Source organism: Pseudomonas sp. BIGb0381, assembly GCF_024809815.1.
Taxonomy (GTDB): Bacteria; Pseudomonadota; Gammaproteobacteria; order Pseudomonadales; family Pseudomonadaceae; genus Aquipseudomonas.
Map to the genome: position 1 here is coordinate 129,404 of NZ_JANUEN010000007.1, position 25,530 is coordinate 154,933.

Genomic DNA, 25,530 nt, shown 5'->3' on the forward strand with positions numbered 1-25,530 from the left:
GATATACTCGGCCCTTGCAGGCTCAAGACCCGCATCCTTGAGGGGCTGCTGTGCCAAAACGCCGTTGGGTGCCATCCAGCCGGTTTGGCAGAGTTTCCCTTTAGTACGCCTTACGAGAAACGTATCGAACGGAGTATGTTTGTGCTGAAACGTTTTTCCATCAGTCGGCTATCCACTTTGCAACATCTATAAAAAGCGTCACGGGTCAGAGGCACCCCCGGCATGATCGAACTCGAACAAGAAGATCCTATCCCGCAAGGCGATCTCGCCCTGCAAATCACCGCGCTCCCGCGTGAAACCAACGGTTTTGGCGATATTTTCGGCGGCTGGCTGGTCGCGCAGATGGACCTCGCCGGTACCGCCATGGCCAGCAAGGTCGCAGGCGGGCGTGTGGCCACCGTGGCCATTGATCGCATGGCGTTCCTGGTGCCGGTGGCGGTGGGCGCGCAATTGTCCTTCTATACCCAGGCCCTGGAAATCGGCCGCAGCTCGATCCAGATGATGGTCGAAGTGTGGAGCGACGACCCATTGTCCAGCGAATGGCGCAAGGTGACCGAGGCGGTGTTTGTATTCGTCGCTATCGATGGCAGCGGCCGCACACGTTCGGTGCCTTCGCGCGCGCGTTAAACCTCGCGGGATTTTGACGGTCCATTGCCCCATTGCCCGCCATTGAGAGTGCCTGTTATGCCTACGCCCCACGTTGAGACCATAAAGATCGACGAACTGGACTGCTGGCGCATCCGCCACAACGGCGCCGAGCTGATGATTGCCCAGCAGGGCGCACATATATTCAGTTACGGGCGCGAGGGCGAGCAGCCGCTGATTTGGCCGAACCCCGAGGCGGTGTTCAAGAAAGGCAAAGGCATCCGCACCGGCGTACCGGTGTGCTGGCCATGGTTTGGCGTATTTGACCGCAACCCGCACAGCGTAAAGGCGATGCGCCAAAGTGATCAGCCTGCGGGCGCTCACGGTTTCGCGCGTACCGCGACCTGGGCATTGGCCGGGACCACGCTTGAAGGCCAAGCGCTGCGGGTGGACCTGCAACTACCGGTTCCTGCAGGCGGCTTCCCCGGCTGGCCCCACCAGGTCGACCTGACCCTGAGCCTGCTGCTGGACGATCAACTGCACATCCGCCTGACCAGCCACAACCGTGGCGACGACACTGTCACGCTCAGCCAGGCGCTGCACACCTACTTCGCCGTGAGCGACGTACGCAACGTGCAGGTCGACGGCCTGGACGGCTCGGCATACATCGATACCGCCGATGGCTGGAGCGAGAAGACGCAAACCGGCCTGCTGCACTTCAGCGCCGAGACCGACCGCATCTACCTCGATACGCCCTCATCGCTGAACATCGTCGATAAGGACTGGCAGCGCCGCATACAGCTCACCAGCCAAGGCTCGAAATCGACCGTGATCTGGAACCCCTGGACTGAACGCGCCAAGGCCTTCGACGACATGGCCGACGATGGCTGGCAAGGCATGCTGTGCGTCGAGACGGCGAATGTGCTGGATGATGTGGTGAGCCTGGCCCCAGGTGAAAGCCACATGCTGGGCGTGAGCATTACCGGTATCTCCCTGTAAACCCGCATTGGGTTCTGCGTAAGCTTAGAGATCGGATTCCTTTACGACCCGTACTTTCCCAGCATCCAGCGCATACGCCGCATCCGCCAGGTCGTTATTCACCTTCTCCACCTTCAACGTACCGGTAACCCACAGCGGCGTGTAGATGTCATCCAGCTTCAGCCCCTTGGGATAACGCACCAGCACCAACTGGTTAGGCGGCGGTGGCGGCACGTGGATGCAGGCGCCCGGGTACGGCACCAGGAAGAACAACGTGCTGCGACCCTTGGCGTCGGTTTCCAACGGCACCGGATATCCGCCGATACGGATGTTCTTGCCGTTCATGGCGGCCACGGTCTTGGTGGAATACATCACCGCCGGCAAGCCTTTGCTCTGCTTCAGGCCACCTTTGTCGGTGAACGTGCCTTGGGCTTCGGGGGAGTTGTGGTCGATCTCGGGCATGGCCTCGAGGGCCTTCTGGTCCGACAGCGGCATCAGGTCGAGCCAGTCGGTTTCCGGCAGTTCGCCGGCGTGTGCCAGGCCAGAGCCCAGCAAGAGAAGAGTCAACAGAAAACGGCGCATGGAGAGGCTCGGCAAGTAACAAGTGCCGAGCATTCTAGCCCTCTGCGCCTGCGCAGCGCAGAGGACTTTGTCGGCTGATTACTTCTTTTTGATCAGGCCGTAGATCACCAGCAGCACAATGGCGCCGACCAGTGCGCCGATAAAGCCTGCGCCTTGACCCGCCTGGTAGATGCCCAGTGCCTGACCACCGTAGGTCGCGGCCAGGGAGCCGGCGATACCCAGCAGGATGGTCATGATCCAGCCCATGCTGTCGTCGCCGGGCTTGAGGAAACGCGCCAGCAGGCCGACGATCAAGCCGATAAAGATGGTTCCGATAATACCCATGGCATTTCCCTCTGAATGAAGTGAGCTATGCCAAAGCCTAGACAGGCTTTGGCACCCTGCAATCAGAGGACGGCGATAACCGAATGGTTCCCGCCGACCCCAGGGTTATTGCTCGGCGATCAGCGCTTCGACCTTGAGGATCTGCGCTTGCAGCGTTGCGCGGTCCTTGCAGCGCAGGTTGGCGTGGCCGACCTTGCGCCCGGCCTTGAAGGCCTTGCCGTAGTGATGCAGGTGGCAGTCTTCGATCGTGATCACGCGCTCCACCGGCGGTACCACGCCGATGAAGTTGAGCATCGCGCTCTCACCGACCTTGGCCGTGGAACCCAGCGGCAAGCCCGCGACTGCGCGCAGGTGGTTTTCGAACTGGCTGCACTCGGCGCCTTCGGTGGTCCAGTGCCCGGAGTTGTGCACACGCGGGGCGATTTCGTTGGCCTTGAGACCACCGTCGACTTCAAAGAACTCGAACGCCATCACACCGACGTAATCCAGCTGTTTGAGCACACGGCTGGAATAGTCTTCGGCCAGGGCCTGCAAGGGGTGATCGGTGCTGGCCACGGACAGCTTGAGGATGCCGCTGTCGTGGGTGTTGTGCACCAACGGGTAGAAGCGGGTCTCGCCATCACGGGCACGCACGGCGATCAACGAGACTTCGCCGGTGAAGGGCACGAAGCCTTCCAGCAGGCAGGCCACGCTGCCCAGTTCGGCGAAGGTGCCGACCACATCGGCGGCGGTGCGCAGGACTTTCTGGCCCTTGCCGTCGTAACCCAGGGTGCGGGTTTTCAGCACGGCCGGCAGGCCAATGCTGGCGACGGCGGCGTCCAGGTCCGCCTGGGACTGGATATCGGCGAAGGCTGGGGTCGGAATGCCCAGGTCCTTGAACATGCTCTTCTCGAACCAGCGGTCACGGGCGATGCGCAAGGCTTCAGCGCTCGGGTACACCGGTACGAACTGCGACAGGAAGGCCACGGTTTCGGCCGGCACGCTTTCAAACTCGAACGTCACCAGGTCGACTTCATCGGCCAGTTGGCGCAGGTGGTCCGGGTCGCTGTAGTCAGCGCACAGGTGTTCACCCAAGGCTGCCGCACAAGCGTCCGGCGCCGGGTCCAGGAAAGCAAAGTTCATCCCCAGCGGGGTGCCCGCCAAGGCCAGCATGCGGCCCAGTTGGCCGCCACCGATTACACCGATTTTCATCGTCAACAACCTCAGGCGATACGTGGGTCTGGATTGTCCAGCACGCTGTCTGTCTGTTCAGCACGGAATTTCTTCAGCACCGCGTGGAACTGCGGGTGCTTGGCGCCCAGGATGCTGGCGGACAGCAGGGCTGCGTTGATCGCGCCGGCCTTGCCGATCGCCAGGGTGGCCACCGGGATACCGGCCGGCATCTGCACGATGGACAACAGCGAATCGACGCCCGAGAGCATTGCCGACTGCACCGGTACGCCAAGCACTGGCAGGTGAGTCTTGGCCGCACACATGCCCGGCAGGTGCGCTGCGCCGCCGGCACCGGCGATGATCACCTCGATGCCACGGGATTCTGCTTCATCGGCATACTGGAACAGCAAATCCGGGGTGCGGTGGGCAGAGACCACTTTCACTTCATACGGAATGCCGAGTTTTTCCAGCATATCGGCGGTGTGGCTAAGGGTGGACCAATCGGACTTGGAGCCCATGATCACGCCAACCAATGCACTCATCGTCGTGCCTCTTCTCTCTGGGCGCCCGCAGGCGCGTCAAAAAACAACAAGCCACGCGGGAAATCCGGCGTGGCTTGGTGTACGAATTTTGGCCGGTTGGACCGGCCGAAGGCCGCGCAGTATACCGTAATAATCCAGATAAACAGCCCCTGGAATGACCATCTGTCCAGCGGCGCAAACCGGCGGTTTTATTGACTTAAGAGTCAGCCAAATAACCACAAAACCCTGTGGGAGGGCTCAGGTATTCTGCGCCGCCCCACCTTCCAACTTACGCCACAACAACCGCACATTCGCCTTGCGCACCAAAGCGCAGCGATACAGCCGAATCTCCAGCGGCACATGCCATTGCGGCCCACCGCACACCACCAGTTCGCCTCGAGCCAGTTCGGCACGCACGCTCAACTGCGGCACCCAGGCGATGCCCAGGCCTTCGAGGGCCATGCTTTTGAGGCTGTCGGCCATCGCGGTTTCGTAAACAGTAGTGAAGCGCAGCGCGCGCTGGCGCAGCAATAGGTGCACCGACCGGCCGAGGAACGCGCCAGCGCTGTAGGCCAGCAACGGCACACTGCCCTCGCCTTCCAGATCGAACAACGGCTTGCCATCCGCATCCGCCGCGCACACAGGGAGCATTTCGGTGTTGCCCAGGTGCAGCGAAGGGAAGATTTCGGCGTCCATCTGCATGGCCGCATCCGGGTCGTAGAAGGCCAGCATCAAATCGCAACCGCCTTCGCGCAGGGCGTGCACGGCGTCACCGACGTTGGTGGCAACCAGCCGTGTGGCGATGTTCAGGCCTTCGTTGCGCAGTTGCGCGATCCAGCGCGGGAAGAACCCCAACGCCAGGGAGTGAGCAGCGGCCACTTGCATGACCTCGCCCTGCCCGCCTTCCAGGTGATGCAAATGGCGCAGCACTTCACCGAGCTGTTCGACCACGGTGCGTGCAGTGACCAGGAACAGCTGCCCCGCCGCCGTCAGCTCAACCGGCGTGCGCGAGCGGTTGACCAGGGTCAGGCCCAGTGCGGCCTCAAGACTGCGGATACGTCGACTGAACGCCGGCTGGGTGACAAACCGCCGCTCCGCCGCCTGGGAAAAGCTGCGTGTCGCCGCCAGGGCGCTGAAGTCTTCCAGCCATTTGCTCTCAAGGTTCATCGCTGCCTCCCACGGATACGCACCATCTTGGCACACACGCCCGCCATGATAGCCGGGTCACACGCGCATTATGCCGTTTATGCATAGGCCAGTGTTTAACAGCATTGGCCCAAAATCCCCTACAGGCCTAGCATTCGCAGCGTTCCGGCCTGTTCCGGGTCCATATCGAGATGATTTCCGTCATGTCCTCCGCTGCATCATTCCGCACAGAAAAAGACCTGCTTGGCGTACTCGAAGTACCTGCCCAAGCGTATTACGGCATCCAGACCCTGCGAGCGGTGAATAACTTCCGCCTCTCGGGCGTTCCGATTTCGCATTACCCGAAATTGGTGGTCGGCCTGGCAATGGTCAAGCAAGCCGCCGCTGACGCCAACCGCGAGTTGGGCCAGCTCAGCGAAGCCAAGCACGCTGCCATCAGCGAAGCCTGTGCCCGCCTGATCCGCGGCGATTTCCACGAAGAGTTCGTGGTGGACATGATTCAAGGCGGCGCCGGCACTTCAACCAACATGAATGCCAACGAAGTCATCGCCAACATCGCGTTGGAGGCCATGGGCCACAACAAGGGCGAGTACCAATACCTGCACCCCAACAACGACGTGAACATGGCGCAGTCGACCAACGACGCCTACCCGACCGCGATCCGCCTGGGTCTGCTGTTGGGCCATGACGCGCTGCTGGCCAGCCTCGACAGCCTGATCCAGGCGTTCGCCGCCAAGGGCGTCGAGTTCAGCCACGTGCTGAAAATGGGCCGCACCCAACTGCAAGACGCCGTGCCGATGACCCTCGGCCAGGAATTCCGCGCCTTCGCCACCACCCTCGGTGAAGACTTGGCCCGCCTGAAAACCCTGGCGCCAGAGCTGCTGACCGAAGTGAACCTGGGCGGTACCGCCATCGGTACCGGCATCAACGCCGACCCGCGTTACCAGGCCCTGGCCGTACAACGCCTGGCCGTTATCAGCGGCCAGCCAGTGGTCCCGGCTGCCGACCTGATCGAAGCCACCTCCGACATGGGCGCCTTCGTGCTGTTCTCCGGCATGCTCAAGCGTACCGCCGTGAAGCTGTCGAAGATCTGCAACGACCTGCGCCTGCTGTCCAGCGGCCCACGCACCGGCATCAACGAGATCAACCTGCCGGCGCGCCAGCCAGGCAGCTCGATCATGCCCGGCAAGGTCAACCCGGTGATCCCGGAAGCCGTGAACCAGGTTGCGTTCCAAGTCATCGGTAACGACCTGGCCCTGACCATGGCGGCCGAAGGCGGCCAGCTGCAGTTGAACGTGATGGAGCCACTGATCGCCTTCAAGATCTTCGACTCGATCCGCCTGCTGCAGCGCGCCATGGACATGCTGCGCGAACACTGCATCGTCGGCATCACCGCCAACGAAGCCCGCTGCCGCGAACTGGTGGAACACTCCATCGGCCTGGTCACCGCGCTGAACCCGTACATCGGCTATGAAAACGCCACCCGCATCGCACGTATCGCCCTCGAAAGCGGCCGCGGCGTGCTGGAACTGGTGCGCGAAGAAGGCTTGCTCGACGACGCCATGCTCGACGACATCCTGCGCCCCGAAAACATGATTGCCCCACGCTTGGTCCCGTTGAAGGCCTAAGTGTTTGTTGCACCGCTCACCAGGTTGAGGGACTAGACACCTCTCACCTTTTGAGGGCCTGAAGGCTCGTTCTTCAGGCCCTTTTTTTTGCCTCAAGGTTGTGAAATGACGCCCATAAAAAATCCAATATCGCCCTGCAAACCCTCCTTGCCTGTAACAGCGTGGCTGAAACCTTTAATCAGCCCGAGCAGACGGATCACGTTCGCCTAGGTATAGTGCCGCCCCTCTTCGCGCCTGCGGCCGTCGGTAACGAGGCCCGGATACACGCGATAGCGCATGAATAACAACACCCGCAAAAGGATTGGGGTCGAACCGTCGCGCACTGCCTGGTGCTATGCGAAGGGTAGGACCGTCCTGCGTTTGCCATTAGAAAAATCAGCGAGGAACACTCCATGCTCGAAGTCATCAACGACTTCCTCTCAGGGAAAGTACTGATCGTGCTCATTGTCGGGCTCGGCGGTTATTTCACGATCCGCTCGCGTTTCGTTCAATTGCGTCACTTTTTCCACATGTTTTCGGTGTTTCGCGACAGCCTGAAAAACAGCTCCGACCAACTCAGCTCGTTCCAGGCGCTGATGCTCAGCCTGGCCGGCCGCGTCGGTGCCGGTAACATCGCGGGTGTCGGCATTGCCGTGACCCTGGGTGGCCCGGGTGCCGTGTTCTGGATGTGGGTCACCGCGCTGGTGGGCATGTCTTCGAGCTTTATCGAGTGCTCCCTCGGCCAGTTGTACAAGCGCACTGACGCGGAAGGCACCTACCGTGGCGGCCCGGCCTATTACATCCAGCACGGTTTGCAGAAGCGCTGGCTGGGTATGGTCATGGCGTTCCTGCTGCTGGTGACCTTCGGCTTTGCCTTCAACGGCCTGCAAGCCCATGCCGTGACCCACTCGCTGAACAATGCTTTCGGCCTCGACACCACCTACACCGGCCTGGCCCTGGCGGCATTGCTGGGCCTGGTATTCATCGGCGGGATCAAGCGCATCGCTTCGATCGCCGACCTGCTGGTGCCGGTCAAGACCCTGATCTACATCGCTGTGACCCTCTATGTGATCGTGCTGCAATTCGACCACGTACCGGCCATGCTCGCGACCATCGTCAAAAGCGCCTTCGGCCTGGACCAAGCCTTCGGTGGCCTGGTGGGCAGCGCGATCATCATGGGTGTGAAACGCGGCGTGTTCGCCAACGAAGCCGGTCTGGGCAGTGCGCCTAACGTAGCGGCCGTCGCTTCGGTAGAACACCCGATCGCCCAAGGCGTGGTCCAGGCGTTCAGCGTGTTCCTCGACACCTTCGTGATCTGCACCTGCACCGCGTTGCTGATCCTGCTCTCCGGCTTCTACACCCCAGGCTTTGAAGGCGACGGCATTGCCCTGACCCAGAACTCCCTGGCTGCCGTAGTGGGTGACTGGGGCCGCATGTTTATCTCGGTGGCCCTGGCGTTGTTCGTGTTCACCTCGATCATGTACAACTACTACCTGGGCGAGAGCAACCTGCGCTTCCTGGTGGGCAACAACCGTAAGGTGCTGATGGGCTATCGCGCGCTGGTGCTGGTGCTGATTTTCTGGGGTTCGATCGAGAACCTGAGCACCGTGTTCGCCTTCGCCGACATCACCATGACCATGCTGGCGTTCGTCAACCTGTTCGCCCTGGCGTTCCTGTTCAAGATTGCCATGCGCATCCTGAACGACTACGACAACCAGCGCGCGGCAGGCATCAAGACTCCGGTGTTCGACTCCAGCCAGTTCCCTGACCTGGACCTGGACCGCAAGGCCTGGCCGGCCAATCCGGTAAAACCGCAAGCGGCCCCAGCGGCTGAACTGAACGCTCAAGTGCAACGCTGAGCGTAGACAGATGACACGCCGCCTGGCCTTGGGCATGCTCTGGGCCCGGCGGCGTTTTTCGTTCAGGAGATTCTTTGATGCAACCAGCTAACAACATCATGGTGCTCTACACCGGTGGCACCATCGGCATGCAGGCCAGCGCCAATGGCCTGGCCCCCGCCTCCGGTTTTGAAGCGCGCATGCGCGAACAGCTCGCCAACGCCTCAGTACCCGCCTGGCGCTTCCGGGAAATGTCCCCGCTGATCGACAGCGCCAACATGACCCCCGCCTACTGGCAGCGACTGCGCAGCGCCGTGGTCGAGGCCGTTGACGAGGGCTGCGACGCCGTGCTGATCCTGCACGGCACCGACACCCTGGCCTACAGCGCGGCAGCCATGAGCTTTCAATTGCTGGGTTTGCCGGCACCGGTGGTGTTCACTGGCTCGATGTTGCCGGCCGGCGTACCCGACAGCGATGCCTGGGAAAACGTCAGCGGTGCCCTGCTGGCGTTGGGCGAAGGCCTGGCACCCGGCGTACACCTGTTCTTCCACGGCGCGCTGATGGCACCGACCCGCTGCGCGAAGATCCGCAGCTTTGGTCGTCATCCGTTTGCCGCGTTGCAGCGCAACGGCGGCGTGGCCAAGGCCGAAGCGCTTCCCGCCGCCCTGGATTACCGCCAGTCCAAGGCCCTGGCGAATGTCGGCGTGTTGCCGCTGGTCCCGGGCATCGGCGCAGCGCAACTGGATGCACTGGTCGACAGCGGCATCCAGGCGCTGGTGCTGGAATGCTTCGGCAGTGGCACCGGGCCCAGCGACAACCCTGCGTTTCTCGCCAGCCTCAAGCGAGCAGAAGAAAACGGCATCGTGGTCGTGGCAATCACCCAATGCCATGAAGGTGGCGTGGAGCTGGATGTGTACGAAGCCGGCAGCCGCTTGCGCAGCGTGGGCGTGCTGTCCGGTGGCGGCATGACCCGCGAAGCCGCGTTTGGCAAGCTCAATGCCTTGATCGGTGCGGGCCTGCCCAACGCCGAGATTCGCCGCCTGGTCGAACTGGACCTGTGTGAAGAGCTGCGTTGAGATTCGATACATAGTCACTCTCACCAGCGACCTGTCGGTGCCTAGCATGGAAAACCCGAGCCTCTGCCTCGGGTTGTTTCCATCAACCGGCACGACAGGAACCCCTCATGACCTCTGCAACCCCCACCGCCCAGAAACAGCTCAAGAACAATGACCCGACACTGGAGCTGATTGCTCAATTCTACGCAGGGCCTTCCTTCAGAGAGGCCGCCACCGAATTATTGCGCCAGGCACTGAATGAACAATACGCAACCCTGAACATCGACCCGGGCAGCACCTTGATGGGCGTGCCGACCTGGCACCTCCTCGACGACCAGATCGTTGCCGGGCCGCCCGAGTATCACGCACTCAGTGACCTGCTGGTCCGCCAGGCGGTACTGGCGATACCGACGCTGTGCATCGAGGGAGAGCACTTTCTCACACGGTACCCGCTCACCGATCCGCCTGTGCATTTGCCCGTGCGCACGACCGATGTTGCGAAAATCCTCAACACCAGAGCCCCGGTCATGCTCTGCGCTTTCCAGGAGCACCTGGTCAACTTCTGGAACGATAGCAACGCCAAAGGCCCGCGCTGGCAGGAACTGTCCAACACCCTGCGTAATGGCTGGAACGTCCAGGAAGTTGAAGCATGGGACGAAACCGACTGCGCCCTGGCACGCCGACTGTTTCACCTGCCCGAACGCGCCACTCGACAAATCGATGATCCCTATGCGAGCAAAGCCTGCATGATCGAAATCGAACAGACGGACGGCACACAGAGCAAGGGATTCAAAGCGTTGCAGATCGCGTTACTGTCGGGCCGGCATCAGGAACGCACGATCATCCTCAGCTACTCACTGCTCAAGGGCTACGAGAAATTCGACTCTCTGGAGCAATTGGGCAAATCGCTGCCGGACCATCTCGGACCACAGGCAAACCGCCCTTCACTCAACTGGCGCTTGTTCGAGCCCGAAGGCGATTTTTTTGATCATCTGGCCTGCGCCTACGTCGCTCAGCAAGTTGACGCTGTCGGCGCCATGAGTTTTTCAGAACTGCGCGAAGACAGTCCGAGCAAGGTCAACAACGCTTTGAATTCAACCCCGGGACCGGACACTGCGCCCGCACAAAAAGGGCCTGGGCTTGAGTGGTATCGCGACGCCTTGCCCGATTGGCTGAGCAGCGCCTCGACCAGTGACCTCAACCGCTACGCACGTCTGCTCAAGGACCTGGCGGCGCTTAACAGCGCGCATGCCGGCGCGTCCTACCTGGAGGACATCCCCGGCATCGAGAAGTACGCCCTTGACCAAATCAAGGATCAGATTCTCCTGGACCACCCAACCGCCGGGCACCTGTCTTTTGAAAAAATCCTCGTGCGCGTCAAGAGCCTGGAAACCTGGGGTTCCTTCATTGTTCCGGGCGTCTACAACACAACCACCTTCACACTCGTGGAGCTGGCCCTGCAGAACCTGATTGCGCTGCCCCTGGGCAACAAAACGATTGAGCTGGATAACGCAGTGGCACTGCCCGAATGGATGACCGTCGACTACGTGGAGAACGTTATTCAGCAGGTCAATATCGGCAAGACCTACCCCGAGCTGATCAACACTAAATTGCTGGACCTGCGCCAGGAGTCCGCGCGCCGCAAAGCGCTGTACACCCAACACATGCGCATCCAACTGCCGCTGATGGCGCTACAGAGCAAGCTTCGTCAGCAGGACGGGATTAATGAACTGGGATACCGCTACATCGCCGCGCTGATGGAACTCGACACCCATGAACACAACGTGGATGGCCAGGCTATTGTCATGCGCCAATTGGCCTTTGCCCCTAAACGGCGCAGTGCAGGGACCTACGACGAGGTGGCCAACATGTATGTCATCGGCCCGTCCGATCCTGCTGCCGGTCCCTGCCTGCTCTACCGCCCATTGTTCAACCCGCCGCTGGTTCAATACGCCTCGCCTGCCAACCTTATCTACGCCGTGACGCAGTCGCCCGAATTGCGCAACTCGGTACTGGCCTGGCTGCCCGACGCTGTGCGCGAAGACTACGCCAACTACGTATTCCCAGGGGACCTGCCCTCTCCCTGGGCCGTTGCGGACTATCTGGTGGAGCCTGACAAACTGTGGACCCTGAGCGGCCCGATGGTGCTGGGCAACGCCGTGCTGAACGATGACCTGCTCGCCACGCTGTTCACTGCCAACGCCCAGGCATTAGTGACCCTGGCCGATCGCCAGTCGGTCTCCAACGCCGAAAGCCGCTGGGCAACGCTCAAGCAGGCTGGCTGGAACCTGCTCAATGCAGTGCTGCCATTCCTCAGCCCGACCCTGGGCACCGCCTTGTGGATCTGGCAGGTTCTCGATCAACTGCAACAGTTCGTCGATGCCGAACAGCAACAGGACAAACCCGCGCAATGGGCTGCCATCACCGACGTCCTGCTCAATCTGGGCCTGGCGATCACCCTGCATATCGCCACACGGCATCAGCACACCGGCAAAGCACTCGCCACCCAGCGTGAGACAGAACCGCCGGCTGAAAAAACCGTCGCTAAGGCGATCGTCGTCAAGCAGTTGGCCGACAACGCATCATCCAACCTGCCTGCCGACACTATTTCCCCGCTGAACATCAGTGGCGCGGTCAACCGCCGCACCGAACAACTACGCGCCCTGCTGGAGAGCTTCAAGGTCGAAAAACCCGCGACGCTGAGTAGCCCCATCACCAAGGCAGGTACTCACCAACACCTCTACCGTTCAGGCCAGAAATACTACGTACCCGTCGGCCAACGCTGGTTCGAGGTATCAGCGCAACCGGACGAGCCAGTGTTCATCATTGATCCAACTAAACCAGAACGTATCGGCCCGGCCCTGATCCACAATGCTCTAGGCCAATGGTTTATCGACAGTCGCCTGCGCCTGCGTGGCGGTGGCCCCAAACGCGCGATCAGACGCGCCAGCCTGCAGGCCACGGAAACTGCCAAGCAGTTGCGCGAAAAACTGCAAGCGTTTGAGAACTCAAAAAAAACGTTGTCGCTGGACCTGCAACGAGCCCGCACGGAAATGACCGAAGCGCTCGAGACCTCGGCCGACGAGCAACGCCAGCACTATCTGCAAAAACTCGCCACCCAGCATTCGGACTATGAAACGGCCCTGCAACAACTCAAGCAACTGCACGTATTTGATCCCATCCCAGACTATCAGCCCAGGGCCATCGCCTATTTGAATGCCCAACTGGAATTATCCGAAGTGGGTATCAAGGAGGTCCAAAGCACATTCACTCCAGCCTTTCGCAAGGTACTGGAGCAGATCGAACGCCAGGCCCGCGTCCCTCAGGAACGGCATATCGAAGATGCGCGACAACTCACCAGGTTGAATCAGGACATGATCGAGCGCCTGGATTACGTGCACTCACGCTTTGAACAACTACGCCAACTGTCCTCCGAGGGCTTGCACCAGATCCAGCTGCGGAAAAAGCGAATGCCTTCCTACAGCAGTGATGACCTCAAGGCCTTGCAGGTGACCATGTCGCGCAACCTGTGCCTGGATGAAGCCTCTGTTGATAGCGCGCCTGAGGCCTGGGCCGCATTGGACAAGATCGTCGATACCGCTGACATTGCGGTCCAGGCCCTGCGCGATACCTTGTTTGAGCGCAGCGAAGCACGTCTGGATGAACGTATTGAAGCGCTGGGCAGCCTGATCGAACAATTCGCGGTCATCAATGAACGTCTGGAGGACCTGCCACAAGACTTCGCCGACGCCGTCGTTCCCGAACAGCTGGAATCCCTACGTCAGAAAATGCGCGCCTACTCCCAGGATGCGCAGCAGCAACTGACGCTGTTGCATGTCGACCGCGACGCCCTCAGGAGCCGACCCACACCGCCACCCACACCGCCCAGGGCGCAGAAAAAATTCATCAATACCCGCTACAACGGCGTATTGATCGGCGAGCCGCGAATGACCTCCGTCGGGCTTGAGACCGATCTGGTGGATATCAAGTCGCCCATCACTCAACAAATCATCGCGACCTACCACAAAAAAGATCAGGGGTTGTGGGTCCAGCGCGTTACCACGCCACCGCCATCGCATCCTGCGACACCGCAGATCCAGACAGTCCTTGATAAGGCCCAGGTCTTTCTCGACGGCCTGACGGCGTTCAAGGAGCGTGCCGACGAGCAGGCGAAAAAGACGGCGCGTACCGCCATCGGTATCGAGTACCTGTATCACCAGCACGCCCTGCTGCTGGAAGAAACCGGCCAGGCCATTGAACAAGCCTTGTCACGACCGCAACTCGGCACTCAACAGCAGCGCTCTGCGGCCATCCTCAGCCGAAAACTCAAGGAGGCCGCGGCCGAACTCTACCAAGACGCCGCCCAGCACATACGGCGCATGATCAAGGAACGGCCACCCACTATTGCCGGCGTGGAATGGCTCCAGCAGCGCCGCGAAATCACCCTGAAGAAAACCAAGAGTCGACAGCGGCTCAAGAGCGCCAGACCGAACTACCTGGATGAGTACACCATCACGGACCGTGTTACCCATGACGTACTCTGGTATGCCCACTTTCACTATTCGACGTCCTGGACGCAATCCAAGGCGTTCATCAAGGCCCGCTTGAAAACACCCGCTCAGCGCAACCTGGGCCTGACTACCGACACCCCCAACGGCTTGGACTCGCAGGAACTGCTTAACTATTACCGTAGCGAAATCAACTTGGAACAGGCACGCCGACTATTCTTCGGCCTCTGATCAACGGGTGCCTGCGGCATGGGAATTGCTCCCTCCAAGCAATATTTGCAGGGATCCGCCCTATGCTGCACTCACACCTGACCACCTTGAACGCTGTTTCGCTGGTGCTCGAGACGTTCAACACCGAAGGCATAAGCCACGAGGTGCTACTGGCCGGCAGCGGCATCGCGGTTGTAGACCTGCACCAACCCGATACACGGATCACCACGCGCCAGGAGATGCAGGTCTGCGCAAATGCAGTAGCCCTGCGCCAGGACCTCGGCCTGGAACTGGGGCAACGCATGCACGTGTCGGCCTACGGCATACTGGGCTATGCGCTGCTGACCAGTGCCACCTTCGGTGACGCTTTGCGCTTGGCACTGCGCTATCCGGCGCTCTTGGGAACACTTTTCGAGTTGACCCTTGAGGAAGATGGCCAGTGGGTCTGGTTCAACGCCTGCGATTATCGGGAGGATCCGGCGCTGGCCGCATTCAATATCGAGTTGTGCCTGGCGTCGCTTAAGGTGATCTGCGACGACTTGCTCGGCCATCCGTTGCCGTTGCTGGGGGCTCGTTTCGATTACCCGGCGCCCGCCTACAGCGCTCGCTATGGCGAACGCTTCGCCTGCCCGTTGCAGTTCCAGGCGGGTAGCAATGCTTTTGCCTTCGACCGTCAGTGGCTCGATCAACCGTTGCCTCTGGCCGATGCCATCACCCATCGCGCTATGGCTGAGCGCTGCCGCAAGCAAAACACCGAGTTCACCGGGCGCCAGGCATGGTTGGGCCGCGTACGTCACCTGCTTGCCACGCAACTGCATGCCGCACCAGGGCTGGACAGGCTCGCCGAACAGTTGAAGTGCTCGCCACGCACCTTGCGCCGCCACCTGCATGATCTGGGCAGCAGTTATCAGGAACTGCTCGATGAGCTGCGCTTCGAGCAGGCCAAGCAGTGGCTGGCCGACGATGCGATGCCGATCCACCGCATTGCCGAGCAACTGGGCTTCAGTGAAACCGCGAGCTTCCGGCATGCCTTCGTGCGCTGGAGCGGCGTCGCGCCGAGTCAGTTCCGGCCATAAGCCCCGGCGGGCGAATAACGGACAGTGCCGTTGGCCATATTTATCCCGTTTTGGCCGCTCCTGCCGTTCTCTTGTCGCACCGACGAGGCAACACTGCAAGGCACCTTCCTGAGTCTTCGAGAACAACAACATGCTGACGATCTACTCGGACGATCACCATCTGCACCATGGCCGTTGCGAATTGATGGACGGGCAATTGATGCCCTGTTTCGAAATGCCCTCCCGCGCCGACCACGTGTTGCAACGGGTGAAAGACCGCCAACTGGGGCCCGTGCGCGCACCTCATGATTTCGGCCTGACCCCCTTGGCACGCGTTCACTCCCCGGCCTATCTGGACTTCTTCAAAGGCGCCTGGGAACGCTGGACCGTCTTCGGCCAGGAAGGCGACCTGCTGCCCTACACCTGGCCCGCCCGGACCTTGCGCCGGGTATTGCCCACCAGCCTGCATGGCCAACTGGGTTACTACAGCTTCGACGGCGGCGCGCCCATCACCGCCGGTACCTGGCAGGCGGCCTACAGCGCAGCGCAGGTGGCGCTGACCGCGCAGCAGGCGATCCAGGCCGGTGCGCCGGCGGCGTTTGCCCTGTGCCGCCCACCGGGACACCACGCCGCCAGCGACCTGATGGGCGGTTACTGCTACCTCAACAATGCAGCCATCGCCGCCCAGGCCTTTCTCGATCAGGGCTATAAAAAAGTCGCGATCCTCGATGTGGATTACCACCACGGTAATGGCACCCAATCGATTTTCTATGAGCGTAGCGATGTGCTGTTCACCTCGATCCACGGGCATCCGGAAGCCGAGTTTCCGTTTTTTCTCGGCTATGCCGATGAGCTCGGCGACGGGGCCGGAGAGGGTTTCAACTTCAACTATCCGTTGCCGGCCGGTTCGGGCTGGGACACCTGGAGCGCCGCACTGGAACAGGCTTGCCAGGCCATTGAGGGCTACGGCGCCGACGTGATTGTGGTGTCCCTGGGCGTCGATACTTTCAAGGACGACCCCATCTCGCAGTTCAAACTCGACAGCCCGGATTATCTGGCGATGGGCGCGCGCATCGCCCGCCTGAGCCGGCCGACGCTGTTCGTGATGGAAGGCGGCTACGCGGTAGAAGAAATCGGCATCAATGCCGTCAACGTTCTCGAAGGTTTTGAAGGGGCAGTCGAATGAATCTGTTCAAGTCGCTTGTGCTCTGCACCGCCGTATTAAGCACCGCCGCGCACGCTGAAGAAAAAAACCTGCGGGTCTACAACTGGTTCGACTACATCACTCCCAAGGCTCTGGAAGACTTCAAGGCCCAAAACCCGTCGATCAAACTGGTCTACGACATCTTCGACACCAATGAAGCCCTGGAAGCCAAGCTGCTCACCGGCAATTCCGGCTATGACGTGGTGGTGCCGTCCAATGTGTTCCTGGCCAAGCAGATCGAGGCCGGCGTGTTCCAGCCGCTGGATCGCAGCCAGCTGCCGAACTGGAACCACCTCGATCCCAAGTTGATGAAGCTGATCGAAGCCAACGACCCCGGCAATAAATTTGCCGTGCCCTACATGTACGGCACCATCCTGATCGGCTTCAACCCCGACAAGGTCAAGGCCGCATTGGGCGCCGATGCACCGGTGGACAGCTGGGACCTGATCTTCAAGGAAGAGAACATCAGCAAGCTCAAGCAATGCGGCGTGGCGCTGCTGGATTCACCCTCGGAGATCCTGCCGCTGGCCTTGCAGCACCTGGGCCTGGACCCCAACAGCAGCAACCCCAAGGACTATGAAAAAGCCGAAGCGTTGCTGATGAAAATCCGCCCGTACATCACCTACTTCCACTCCTCCAAATACATGGCCGATATCGCCAACGGCGACATCTGCGTCGCCGTCGGCTACTCCGGCAGCTTCTCCCAGGCCGCCAACCGCGCCAAGGATGCCAAGAACGGCGTGATCGTCGATATGCGCCTGCCCAAGGAAGGCGCACCGATCTGGTTCGACATGCTGGCCATTCCCAAGGGCGCGAAGAACCCGCAGGACGCCTACACCTTCATCAACTACCTGCTGCAACCGCAAGTCATTGCGCCCATCAGTGATTTCGTCGGCTACCCCAACCCGAACAAAGACGCGACCGAGCAGGTGGACCCCGCGATCCGCAACAACCCCAACCTGTACCCAACCGAGGCGGCGATGGCCACGCTCTATACCTTGAAACCCTTGGGACGCGACGCCGAACGCGCCAGGACGCGCGTCTGGACCAAGATCAAGTCCGGGACCTGATCGGCATGTTCAGCGCAGTGTGGACGAGTGCGCACCCGCCGCCGCGCACTCGCTGACTCTGCCGCTGGCCCGCTGCTTGTTTTCCCAACACTGATGGTCAACCGAAGTGCCAGGCCCTGCGCAACGTTGCCAGGGCCTCGGCGACGGCCGCTTCGGGTACGGCAGCAAAGCCCAGCACCAGGCCGGCGCGCTGGTCTTCCGGGGGGGTGGATTGCGCCAGCCAGTAACTGCTTAACCCATTGATTTCGACGTCCACGGCACGGGCCTGCTCAAGCAGCTGTTGCTCGCGGGCCAGGCTGTCCACGCGCACGGTCATGTGCAGCCCTGCGGCAATGACGGGCAACTCGCCGACACCCGGCAAACCGCGCGGCCACCCGGCGAGCAAGGCATTGCGCCGGCTCAATGCCGCACGCCGCATCCGACGGATATGCCGCTGGAAGTGTCCGGCCGCCATGAATTCGGCCATCACGGCTTGGGTGCTGACTTCCGAGTGGCGCATATCCACCGCACGGCGCCGCGAGAAGGCATCGACCAGGCCAGGCGGCAACACCAGATAGCCCAGGCGCAAGGCCGGGAACGCGACTTTGCCGAAGGTGCCGACGTAGAGCACACGCCCACTGCGGTCCAGCGCGGCCAGGGGCGCCAGCGGTGCGCCGCTGTAGCGGTATTCGCCGTCATAGTCGTCCTCCACGATCCAACCGCCGGTGCGCTCGGCCCAGGCCAGCAACTCCAAACGCCGCGCCAGGCTCATCACCACGCCCAGGGGGTATTGATGGGAGGGCGTGACATAGGCCAGGCGGCAATTGACCAAGGTATTCAGGACCTGGCAATCGATGCCGTCGCTGTCCACCGGCACGCCCTGCAGATTGGCACCGGCCAAGGCGAATGCGTGGCCTGCGGCGCGATAGCCCGGGTTTTCCACTGCCACCCCGTCACCTGGCTCTACCAGCAACTGTGCACAAAGGCTGATTGCCTGCTGTGCGCCGCTGGTGATCACTATTTGCTCAGCCGTGCACTGCATGCCCCGCGAACTGCGCAGGTACGCCGCGATCAACCCGCGCAGCCGCGCATCGCCTGCCGGGTCGCCGTAGCACAATTGCTCCATGTCGGGTTTGCGCCAGAACGCCCCATTGAGCTTGGCCCAGACCTCAAACGGGAACAGATCGAAAGCCGGCACGCCCACGCGAAACGCCTTGGGCGGACCCGCTGGCGGTTGTGGCAAATGGTTATTTCGCACGCGCCCCAAGGCCGACCTGTGGATAACTTCGCCAGCGAGATCTTCCGGTAAGTCGGCCCATTTTGTGGATAAGGCTGGGGATAAGTCTGTTGATAACCCTGTGGACACTTTTGTGGATAGTTTTTTCGGGCTGGGCAGTTGGGCGACATAGGTACCGTCACCCACGCGGCCTTCGATAAAACCTTCGGCGTACAGCTGATCGTAGGCACGCACCACGCTGTTACGGGAAATCGCCAGGGCCGCCGCCAAGTCACGGCTGGCGGGCAAGCGCGTACCGCTGACCAGCCGGCCATCCAGCACGCGCTGGCGTAAGGCTTCATAGAGTTGGCGTGTCAGGCCTTGCCGCCGATCCAACTCAATACCGGCAGGGTTGAACGACAGCGGCGGCTCTACGGAAAGCATCGAATTGGACCTATTAAATTGAGGTTAGATGGCTCTTACAACGAACCATTAGCCTGCCTAGGATGCAGGCATTCGCCAAGGAAAATATTGATGTACACACCTCGCGCCTTTGCCCTCGAAGACTTGCCCGAAATACAGCAACTGATCCAGCACACGCGCCTGGCGCAGTTGGTGACCATGGGTGAGCAAGGCCTGCAGGCCAGCCACCTGCCGCTGCTGCTCAATCCCGATGAAGGCCCCAATGGCACGCTGTACGGGCACCTGGCCAAGGCCAATCGGCAGTGGCAAGACCTGCAAAACGGCAGCGAAGCCCTGGTGATCTTTGCCGGCGCCGAGGCCTACGTCAGTCCGGCGTTTTACCCGGCCAAGGCTGAGCACGGCAAAGTGGTGCCCACCTGGAATTACATCGCGGTGCATGCCTATGGCAAGGCCGAGGTGTTTACCGATGCCGAACGGGTGCTCGGCGTGGTCAGCGCCCTCACCGACCGCCACGAGGGCAACCGCGCCCAGCCCTGGAAAGTCAGCGACGCCCCGGCTGATTACATTGACGGCATGCTCAAGGCCATCGTCGGCTTCAGCCTGCCGATCGAGCGCCTGATCGGCAAACGCAAGCTCAGCCAGAACCGCAGCGCGGCGGACATCGCCGGTGTGCGCGACGGGCTGGCCGCCAGCGCCGATATACGCGACCAGACCCTCGCGCGCTTTATTCCCCAAGGAGTTTCAGAATGAGCCAGATCGACATCCGCCAGGTCACCGCGGCCGACCACGCCGCCTGGCTGCCGCTGTGGCAGGCGTACTTGACGTTCTACAACACCGAACTGCCGGACGCCGTCAGCCAGAGCACCTGGCAGCGCCTGATCGATCCCAATGAGCCGACCCACTCCGCGTTGGCCTGGCAGGATGGCAAGGCGGTGGGCATGGTCAATTTCATCTACCACCGTTCCAACTGGAGCATCGAAAACTCCTGCTACCTGCAGGACCTGCTGGTGGACCCGGCTCAGCGCGGCACTGGTGTCGGCCGTAAACTGATCGAGTTCGTCTACGCCACTGCCAAGGCCGACGGCTGCTGCAAGGTCCACTGGCTGACCCACGAGACCAACGCCACCGCGATCCAACTCTACGAGCGCATCGCCGAACGCCCTGGCTTCATTCAATTTCGCAAAGGTCTTTAAGGAGCGCAGCATGTCTACTTCCCTCGCCGACTGGAAAGGCGCCCCGGCGCCCACCGCGCAACTGCTCGAAGGGCGCTTTATCCGCCTGGAAAAACTCGACCCGGCGCGCCACGCCGATCAATTGTGGCAAGCCCTCGAAGGCCCCGGTGCCGACCCCAAGCTGTGGGACTACCTGCCTTACGGCCCGTTTGCCGAGCGCGCCGCGTTCGATGCGTGGTTGAACAACCATGCGGCGAATAGCGATCCGTATTTCTTCAGCGTGGTCGACCGTGCGTCCGGCCAGGTGCAGGGCATCCTCAGCCTGATGTCCATCGTCCCGGCCCAGGGCCGTATCGAAATCGGCCATGTCACCTTCGGCGCGCCGATGCAGCGCTCACCCAAAAGCACCGAGGCGGTGTACCTCTTGGCCAAATACGCCTTCGAGCAGGGCTACCGACGCCTGGAGTGGAAGTGCAACAACGGCAACGCCCGCTCCAAATATGCGGCTGAGCGGTTGGGGTTCAGTTTTGAAGGGGTGTTTCGCCAGCATATGGTGGTGAAGGGGCAGAACCGGGATACGGCCTGGTATTCGATTCTGGATTCGGAGTGGCCGACGGTGGGCGCGGGGTTTGAGGCGTGGTTGTCCGAGGCGAACCAGGCAGGTTCCGGGCAGTTGAAGGGCCTGGCGGAGTGTCGCCGCCAGGCGCTTTAAGGCTTAGACCAGCTTCTGGGCCAGCACCGCAATGTGCTCCGGCCCGATCCCGCAGCAACCGCCCAAGTGGCTGGCACCACGCTTTTGCCAGTCCGCGGCCCACTGCAGGTAGCCCGGTGGGTCGAGATCCTCGCGCAAGGGGTCCAGGCCGTCGTTGGCCGTGGCTTCCTTGGGCTGTGGCGGGAAGGCGTTGGCGTAGGCGCCGATCTGAATCGCCACGCCCAGCCGCTCGAAGGTTTGGCGCGCGGCATCGATCGCCGCGCCGATCACTTCCGGCTGGCTGCAATTGAACAACAACACTTGCACGCCCAGCTGCGCCGCCGCTTCGGCCGCGTCCGCCACCGGTTCGCCGGAACGCAGGCGCGGTACATCGTCGGTGTCTTCATCTTTCAAGGTAAACGACAGCCAGAACGGCTTGCCATCCTTCGGCAGACCCGCATGAATCGCCCGCGCTTCGACGATTGAGCTCTGGGTCTCCGCCAGCCACAGATCGACATGGGGTGCCAGGCCCTGCACCAGCGGTGTCAGCAATTCAGACACGCGCTGCGGCTCGAACAGGTCGGGACGATACGAACCAAACAACGGCGGCAACGAGCCGGCCACACGCACGGCTTTGCCCGAAGCCTGCACCGCCCTTCTGGCCAATTCACCCGCCAGTGCCGCCAGGGCCTGGCCTTCGGCAGCAAACCGCGCCTCACCGATATGAAACGGCACCACCGCGTAGCTGTTGCTGGTAATCACGTTGGCGCCGCTGTCGATATAGGCCGCATGCACCGCCTCCACCGCCTGCGGTGCTTCGCTCAAGGCCAGCGCCGACCACTCCGGCTGCCTGAAGGGCGCACCGCGTCGTTGCAGTTCACGGCCCATGCCGCCGTCCAGAATTACTGTGCTTACTGCGCCCATATGCTTTTTACTCATAAGCTTATGAAAATAACTCACTATGAGAGTCGTTCTTATAACTATTTAATACGTTCAATTCGGTTCATAACAACTCTTTTTTATTCAGGTGCCCACTTTGAAACTTAAACCGCTATTGGCCTTGGGCCTGACGATGCTTGCTGCCTCCACCCAAGCCTTTGGCGGCGCGACCCTGGACCGGATTGAGAAGAAGAAAGAACTGGTGGGCGTGCTGATGGAAAGCTACCCGCCGTTCTCGTTCCTCAACGACCAAAACCAACTCGACGGCTTCGATGTCGATGTGGCCAAGGCCGTCGCGCAAAAGCTCGGTGTGAAACTGCGTCTGGAAACGCCGTCGTGGGACGTGATCGCCGCTGGCCGCTGGAGCGGTCGCTACGACATCTGCATCTGCTCCATGACCCCGAGCAAGGCCCGCGCCGAGGTGTTTGATTTCCCGGTGGAGTACTACGCCTCCCCCGCCGTAATCGTGGTCAATGCCAAGGATGACAGCATCCATGGCGCCAAGGACCTGAGCGGTAAAAAGGTCGGGCTCACCAGCGCCTCCAGCTACGAAAGCTATCTGAACAAGAACCTGGTGATCGAAGGCGCCGAAGACACTCAACTGCAGTACCCGTTCGAGGACGTGCAGATCGCCCCGTACGACACCGATAACGTCGCCTTCCAGGACCTCGGCCTGGGCGCCGGTGTGCGCCTGGATGCAATCCTCACCAACCTGGTCACCGCCCAGCCGCGCCTGAACGAAGACAAACGCTTCAAGCTCGCCGGCGCGCCGCTGTACGCCGAACCCAATTCGGTCGCCATCGAAAAAGGCGACGCCCAGTGGGACGCCAAGGTGCGTGAGGTGTTTGCCCAGTTGAAACAGGACGGCACCCTGAGCAAACTGTCGCAAAAATGGATCGGTGCCGATATCAGCCAATGAGTGTTCCTCCAAAACCTGCGCGCGCCCTGCTGGGCTTTCGCACGCGGCTTTACCTGACCTGGGCGGCCCTGTTCGCCCTGTTTGCCAGTTTCTTCCTGAGCTTTGACCTGAAGTTCTCGATCATCCTCGACAAGCTGCCCAACCTGGTTGGCCTGCACCTGGCCCCCAATGGCTTCCTGCAAGGCGCAGCGCTGACGCTGTTCCTGTGCCTGTGTTCGATTGCCGCTTCGTCGGTGCTGGGCTTTGTCACTGCGCTCGGGCGCTTATCCAAGAGTGCCGTGGCCTTTGGCATAGCCAGCTTTTACGCGTCGTTTTTCCGTGGCACGCCGTTGCTGATCCAGATCCTGCTGATCTACCTCGGCCTGCCGCAGCTGGGCCTGGTGCCGGGTGCCATCGTCGCGGGGATCATCGCGCTGTCGCTGAACTACGGCGCTTACCTGAGCGAAATCTTCCGCGCCGGTATCCTGGGCGTCCCTCATGGGCAACGGGAAGCCGCGCTGGCCCTGGGCATGCGCGACAGCGCGATCTTCTGGCACGTCACCCTGCCCCAGGCCATGCGCACCATCATCCCGCCGGCGACCAACCAGTTCATCTCCATGCTCAAGGACTCGTCACTGATCTCGGTGATGGGCGTGTGGGAAGTGATGTTCCTGGCGCAATCCTACGGGCGCTCCAGTTATCGCTACATCGAGATGCTCAGCACCGCGGCAATCATCTATTGGATCATGTCCCTCGGGCTGGAACTGATCCAGGCGCGGATGGAACGCCATTTTGGCAAGGGGTATGTAAAGCGAGGGTGAGGTCAGTAAAGTAACCATCGACCGCAACCTTACGGTGCCAATCCTGCTGCATTCTTTTTCGCATCAGGCTAGAGACATCTCCCGCAAACGAGCACTGCCTGGCCTGACAGTTATCCTCCGAGTGCCCCGCTAAATTCCCCGCCTCATACATCAAGAGGTGGGTTTACATGCCGCTCATTCAGAAACAACTCGTACTCGCCATCACCCTCGCGCTGGGGGCCACCTGTGCTCAATACGCACAGGCACGGGGCGACATGGAGCCAGACAGCGAATGGTTCGATCCGCTCGCGGAGCACAGTGAGAAAAGCCCTCATGAACCGGCCCTGCCCGCGCCCGAAGACTTCTACTTCGCTGACCATGCCACCAGCCGCAATGGCCTGAGCGTCGCCCGTGTGCTCGACGCCGCGGTGGATGACCTGCTGGCGTCGGACGAACTGAACGAGTGGGAAAAATACCGACTTGAGCAATACGGCGAGTACCTGGGCAGCCTGGAGCCAGGGCGATTGGGCGCGGTACTGGAACAATTGGCGGGTAGCCAGAACGCCAACCTGGGCAGCGCCACCCAAAACAGCATGAAACAATTGAACGCCAGCCTGCTGTCCGCAGTACGTCAGCTGGATAACGACACCGACGAGGGCAGCCGTGTATGGCTCCAAGCCTTGGGCGGCGCCGGCACTCTGGATGCTCAACACGGAAGCTTTGGTTTGAAGCAACGCAGCCAAGGCTTGCTGCTGGGCGCCGACTGGTCGGCCGACAATGCCTGGCGACTCGGCGTGATGGGCGGTAAGTCGGGCAGTGACCTGAGCGCCAAACGTTTCAAAGGCGAACTGGACAGCTGGCATCTGGGCGCTTATGCGGTGCGCCAGGACGGGCCGCTGGCACTGCGCCTGGGCGCGCTCTACAGCAGGCATAGCGGGCAGAACCAACGCAATGTCGATTTCGACTTCATCAATTACCGCGAACACCTCACGGGTAAGTACAAAGCGCGGAGCCAAAACGCCTTCGCCGAACTGGGCTATCAGTTTCATACAGGTGGCTTACGCGCCCAGCCCTTTGCCGCACTGGGTTTCCAGCGTTATCAGCGCGACCGCTTCGTGGAGAAGGGTGGCGATAGCGCGCTGGACGTTGGTGCACAGACCCAGCAAAACTTCAGCAGTACCTTTGGCCTGCGTTTGACCCGCGACTTTGCCTTGGGCAACCAAATCACGCTCAAACCGCACCTGAGCACCAGCTGGAAACACCTGTATGGCGACGTCGGCAGCCATGTGCGCCAGTCCTTCGCCGGGGAAAAACGCGAGGACTTCGACAGCTCGTTCACCATCGGCGGCACCTCACTGGACCGTAACAGCCTGGCGCTGCGTACCGGCCTGGACATGGCGCTGTCGGACACACACAGCGTGGGCCTGGCCTATTCCGCCGAGTTCGGCAGCCACAGCCGCAATCAAGGGGTGATGGGCCAGTGGGCGATAGCGTTCTGAGCCATGACGTAGCCTGATCATCAGGCAAAAAAAAGGGGAGCACCTGCCCCCCCGAGGATTAAACGGTCGTGTCGAAGG

Annotated in this window: 22 protein-coding genes; 15 read left to right on the plus strand and 7 right to left on the minus strand. The window is 61.3% G+C overall.

Translation table 11 applies throughout. The annotated features are described in order from the left end of the window. The first annotated feature begins 222 nt into the window (after positions 1–222). A complete protein-coding gene (locus M2397_RS19405) occupies positions 223–627 on the plus strand; it encodes an acyl-CoA thioesterase (RefSeq protein ID WP_003176975.1) in 405 nt (134 codons plus the stop codon). Between the two features lie 57 nt (positions 628–684). Further along, positions 685–1,584, plus strand: coding sequence for a D-hexose-6-phosphate mutarotase (locus tag M2397_RS19410; RefSeq protein WP_259244257.1), 900 nt, complete (start codon positions 685–687; stop codon positions 1,582–1,584). A 24-nt stretch (positions 1,585–1,608) separates the two neighbouring features. Here M2397_RS19410 and M2397_RS19415 read toward each other — a convergent pair whose 3' ends face one another. The 5 genes from M2397_RS19415 to M2397_RS19435 all read right to left on the minus strand — a co-directional run bounded on the left by M2397_RS19415 (position 1,609) and on the right by M2397_RS19435 (position 5,309). Then, the gene (locus M2397_RS19415) at positions 1,609–2,145 is read right to left on the minus strand and encodes a DUF3299 domain-containing protein (RefSeq protein ID WP_041161056.1); all 537 of its coding nucleotides are present in this window, start codon (positions 2,143–2,145) and stop codon (positions 1,609–1,611) included. Between the two features lie 78 nt (positions 2,146–2,223). Next, entirely contained in the window at positions 2,224–2,469 is a 246-nt protein-coding gene (locus M2397_RS19420) for a GlsB/YeaQ/YmgE family stress response membrane protein (RefSeq protein WP_005792540.1), read from the minus strand. A gap of 105 nt (positions 2,470–2,574) precedes the next feature. Next, positions 2,575–3,660 (minus strand): 5-(carboxyamino)imidazole ribonucleotide synthase, encoded by a 1,086-nt coding sequence (locus M2397_RS19425; RefSeq protein ID WP_131697689.1) that lies wholly within the window; start codon positions 3,658–3,660, stop codon positions 2,575–2,577. 11 nt (positions 3,661–3,671) lie between these two features. After that, the gene (gene purE / locus M2397_RS19430; protein WP_003176980.1) at positions 3,672–4,163 is read right to left on the minus strand and encodes a 5-(carboxyamino)imidazole ribonucleotide mutase; all 492 of its coding nucleotides are present in this window, start codon (positions 4,161–4,163) and stop codon (positions 3,672–3,674) included. Positions 4,164–4,400: 237 nt separating this feature from the next. Then, positions 4,401–5,309 carry a LysR substrate-binding domain-containing protein gene (locus tag M2397_RS19435; protein WP_010566930.1) on the minus strand — a complete coding sequence of 303 codons (909 nt, stop codon included), beginning with the start codon at positions 5,307–5,309 and terminating at the stop codon, positions 4,401–4,403. 182 nt (positions 5,310–5,491) lie between these two features. Between M2397_RS19435 and aspA the strand changes: the two genes are divergently transcribed. The 7 genes from aspA (at position 5,492) to M2397_RS19470 (ending at position 17,835) form a co-directional block, all read left to right on the plus strand. Next, complete coding sequence (gene aspA, locus M2397_RS19440; RefSeq protein WP_025854459.1) at positions 5,492–6,916, plus strand: aspartate ammonia-lyase; 1,425 nt, start codon at positions 5,492–5,494, stop codon at positions 6,914–6,916. 392 nt (positions 6,917–7,308) lie between these two features. After that, complete coding sequence (locus tag M2397_RS19445) at positions 7,309–8,754, plus strand: sodium:alanine symporter family protein (protein WP_131697690.1); 1,446 nt, start codon at positions 7,309–7,311, stop codon at positions 8,752–8,754. A 77-nt stretch (positions 8,755–8,831) separates the two neighbouring features. Beyond that, entirely contained in the window at positions 8,832–9,809 is a 978-nt protein-coding gene (locus tag M2397_RS19450; RefSeq protein WP_259244259.1) for an asparaginase, read from the plus strand. A gap of 107 nt (positions 9,810–9,916) precedes the next feature. Next, on the plus strand, positions 9,917–14,527 hold the full coding sequence (locus M2397_RS19455) for a hypothetical protein (protein ID WP_259244260.1): 4,611 nt from the start codon (positions 9,917–9,919) through the stop codon (positions 14,525–14,527). Positions 14,528–14,589: 62 nt separating this feature from the next. After that, positions 14,590–15,582, plus strand: coding sequence for an AraC family transcriptional regulator (locus tag M2397_RS19460; protein WP_259244261.1), 993 nt, complete (start codon positions 14,590–14,592; stop codon positions 15,580–15,582). Positions 15,583–15,712: 130 nt separating this feature from the next. Next, positions 15,713–16,747 carry a histone deacetylase family protein gene (locus M2397_RS19465; protein ID WP_184745235.1) on the plus strand — a complete coding sequence of 345 codons (1,035 nt, stop codon included), beginning with the start codon at positions 15,713–15,715 and terminating at the stop codon, positions 16,745–16,747. Then, the gene (locus tag M2397_RS19470; protein ID WP_184745237.1) at positions 16,744–17,835 is read left to right on the plus strand and encodes a polyamine ABC transporter substrate-binding protein; all 1,092 of its coding nucleotides are present in this window, start codon (positions 16,744–16,746) and stop codon (positions 17,833–17,835) included. The genes M2397_RS19465 and M2397_RS19470 overlap by 4 nt, the downstream gene beginning before the upstream one ends. Before the next feature lie 97 nt (positions 17,836–17,932). Here M2397_RS19470 and M2397_RS19475 read toward each other — a convergent pair whose 3' ends face one another. Further along, a complete protein-coding gene (locus tag M2397_RS19475) occupies positions 17,933–19,474 on the minus strand; it encodes a PLP-dependent aminotransferase family protein (RefSeq protein WP_259244262.1) in 1,542 nt (513 codons plus the stop codon). Positions 19,475–19,564: 90 nt separating this feature from the next. Between M2397_RS19475 and M2397_RS19480 the strand changes: the two genes are divergently transcribed. Genes M2397_RS19480 through M2397_RS19490 form a run of 3 tightly spaced genes read left to right on the plus strand, consistent with a single transcriptional unit; the run spans position 19,565 to position 21,337 of the window. Then, the gene (locus M2397_RS19480; protein ID WP_131697697.1) at positions 19,565–20,203 is read left to right on the plus strand and encodes an FMN-binding negative transcriptional regulator; all 639 of its coding nucleotides are present in this window, start codon (positions 19,565–19,567) and stop codon (positions 20,201–20,203) included. After that, positions 20,200–20,646: a GNAT family N-acetyltransferase gene (locus tag M2397_RS19485; RefSeq protein WP_131697698.1), complete on the plus strand. Its 447-nt coding sequence runs from the start codon at positions 20,200–20,202 to the stop codon at positions 20,644–20,646. The genes M2397_RS19480 and M2397_RS19485 overlap by 4 nt, the downstream gene beginning before the upstream one ends. Positions 20,647–20,656: 10 nt before the next feature. Continuing rightward, positions 20,657–21,337 (plus strand): GNAT family N-acetyltransferase, encoded by a 681-nt coding sequence (locus M2397_RS19490; protein WP_027608228.1) that lies wholly within the window; start codon positions 20,657–20,659, stop codon positions 21,335–21,337. A 3-nt stretch (positions 21,338–21,340) separates the two neighbouring features. Here M2397_RS19490 and M2397_RS19495 read toward each other — a convergent pair whose 3' ends face one another. After that, on the minus strand, positions 21,341–22,240 hold the full coding sequence (locus M2397_RS19495; RefSeq protein WP_131697700.1) for a homocysteine S-methyltransferase family protein: 900 nt from the start codon (positions 22,238–22,240) through the stop codon (positions 21,341–21,343). 112 nt (positions 22,241–22,352) lie between these two features. On the opposite strand from M2397_RS19495, the gene M2397_RS19500 reads away from it, so the two are divergent. The 3 genes from M2397_RS19500 to M2397_RS19510 all read left to right on the plus strand — a co-directional run bounded on the left by M2397_RS19500 (position 22,353) and on the right by M2397_RS19510 (position 25,452). Then, positions 22,353–23,174 carry an ABC transporter substrate-binding protein gene (locus tag M2397_RS19500; RefSeq protein WP_131697701.1) on the plus strand — a complete coding sequence of 274 codons (822 nt, stop codon included), beginning with the start codon at positions 22,353–22,355 and terminating at the stop codon, positions 23,172–23,174. Then, positions 23,171–23,974, plus strand: a complete 804-nt coding sequence (locus M2397_RS19505; protein WP_371920965.1) for an amino acid ABC transporter permease — start codon at positions 23,171–23,173, stop codon at positions 23,972–23,974. Before M2397_RS19500 ends, M2397_RS19505 begins: the two co-directional genes overlap by 4 nt. A gap of 167 nt (positions 23,975–24,141) precedes the next feature. Continuing rightward, a complete protein-coding gene (locus M2397_RS19510) occupies positions 24,142–25,452 on the plus strand; it encodes an autotransporter domain-containing protein (RefSeq protein WP_167655903.1) in 1,311 nt (436 codons plus the stop codon). Positions 25,453–25,530 lie beyond the last annotated feature (78 nt).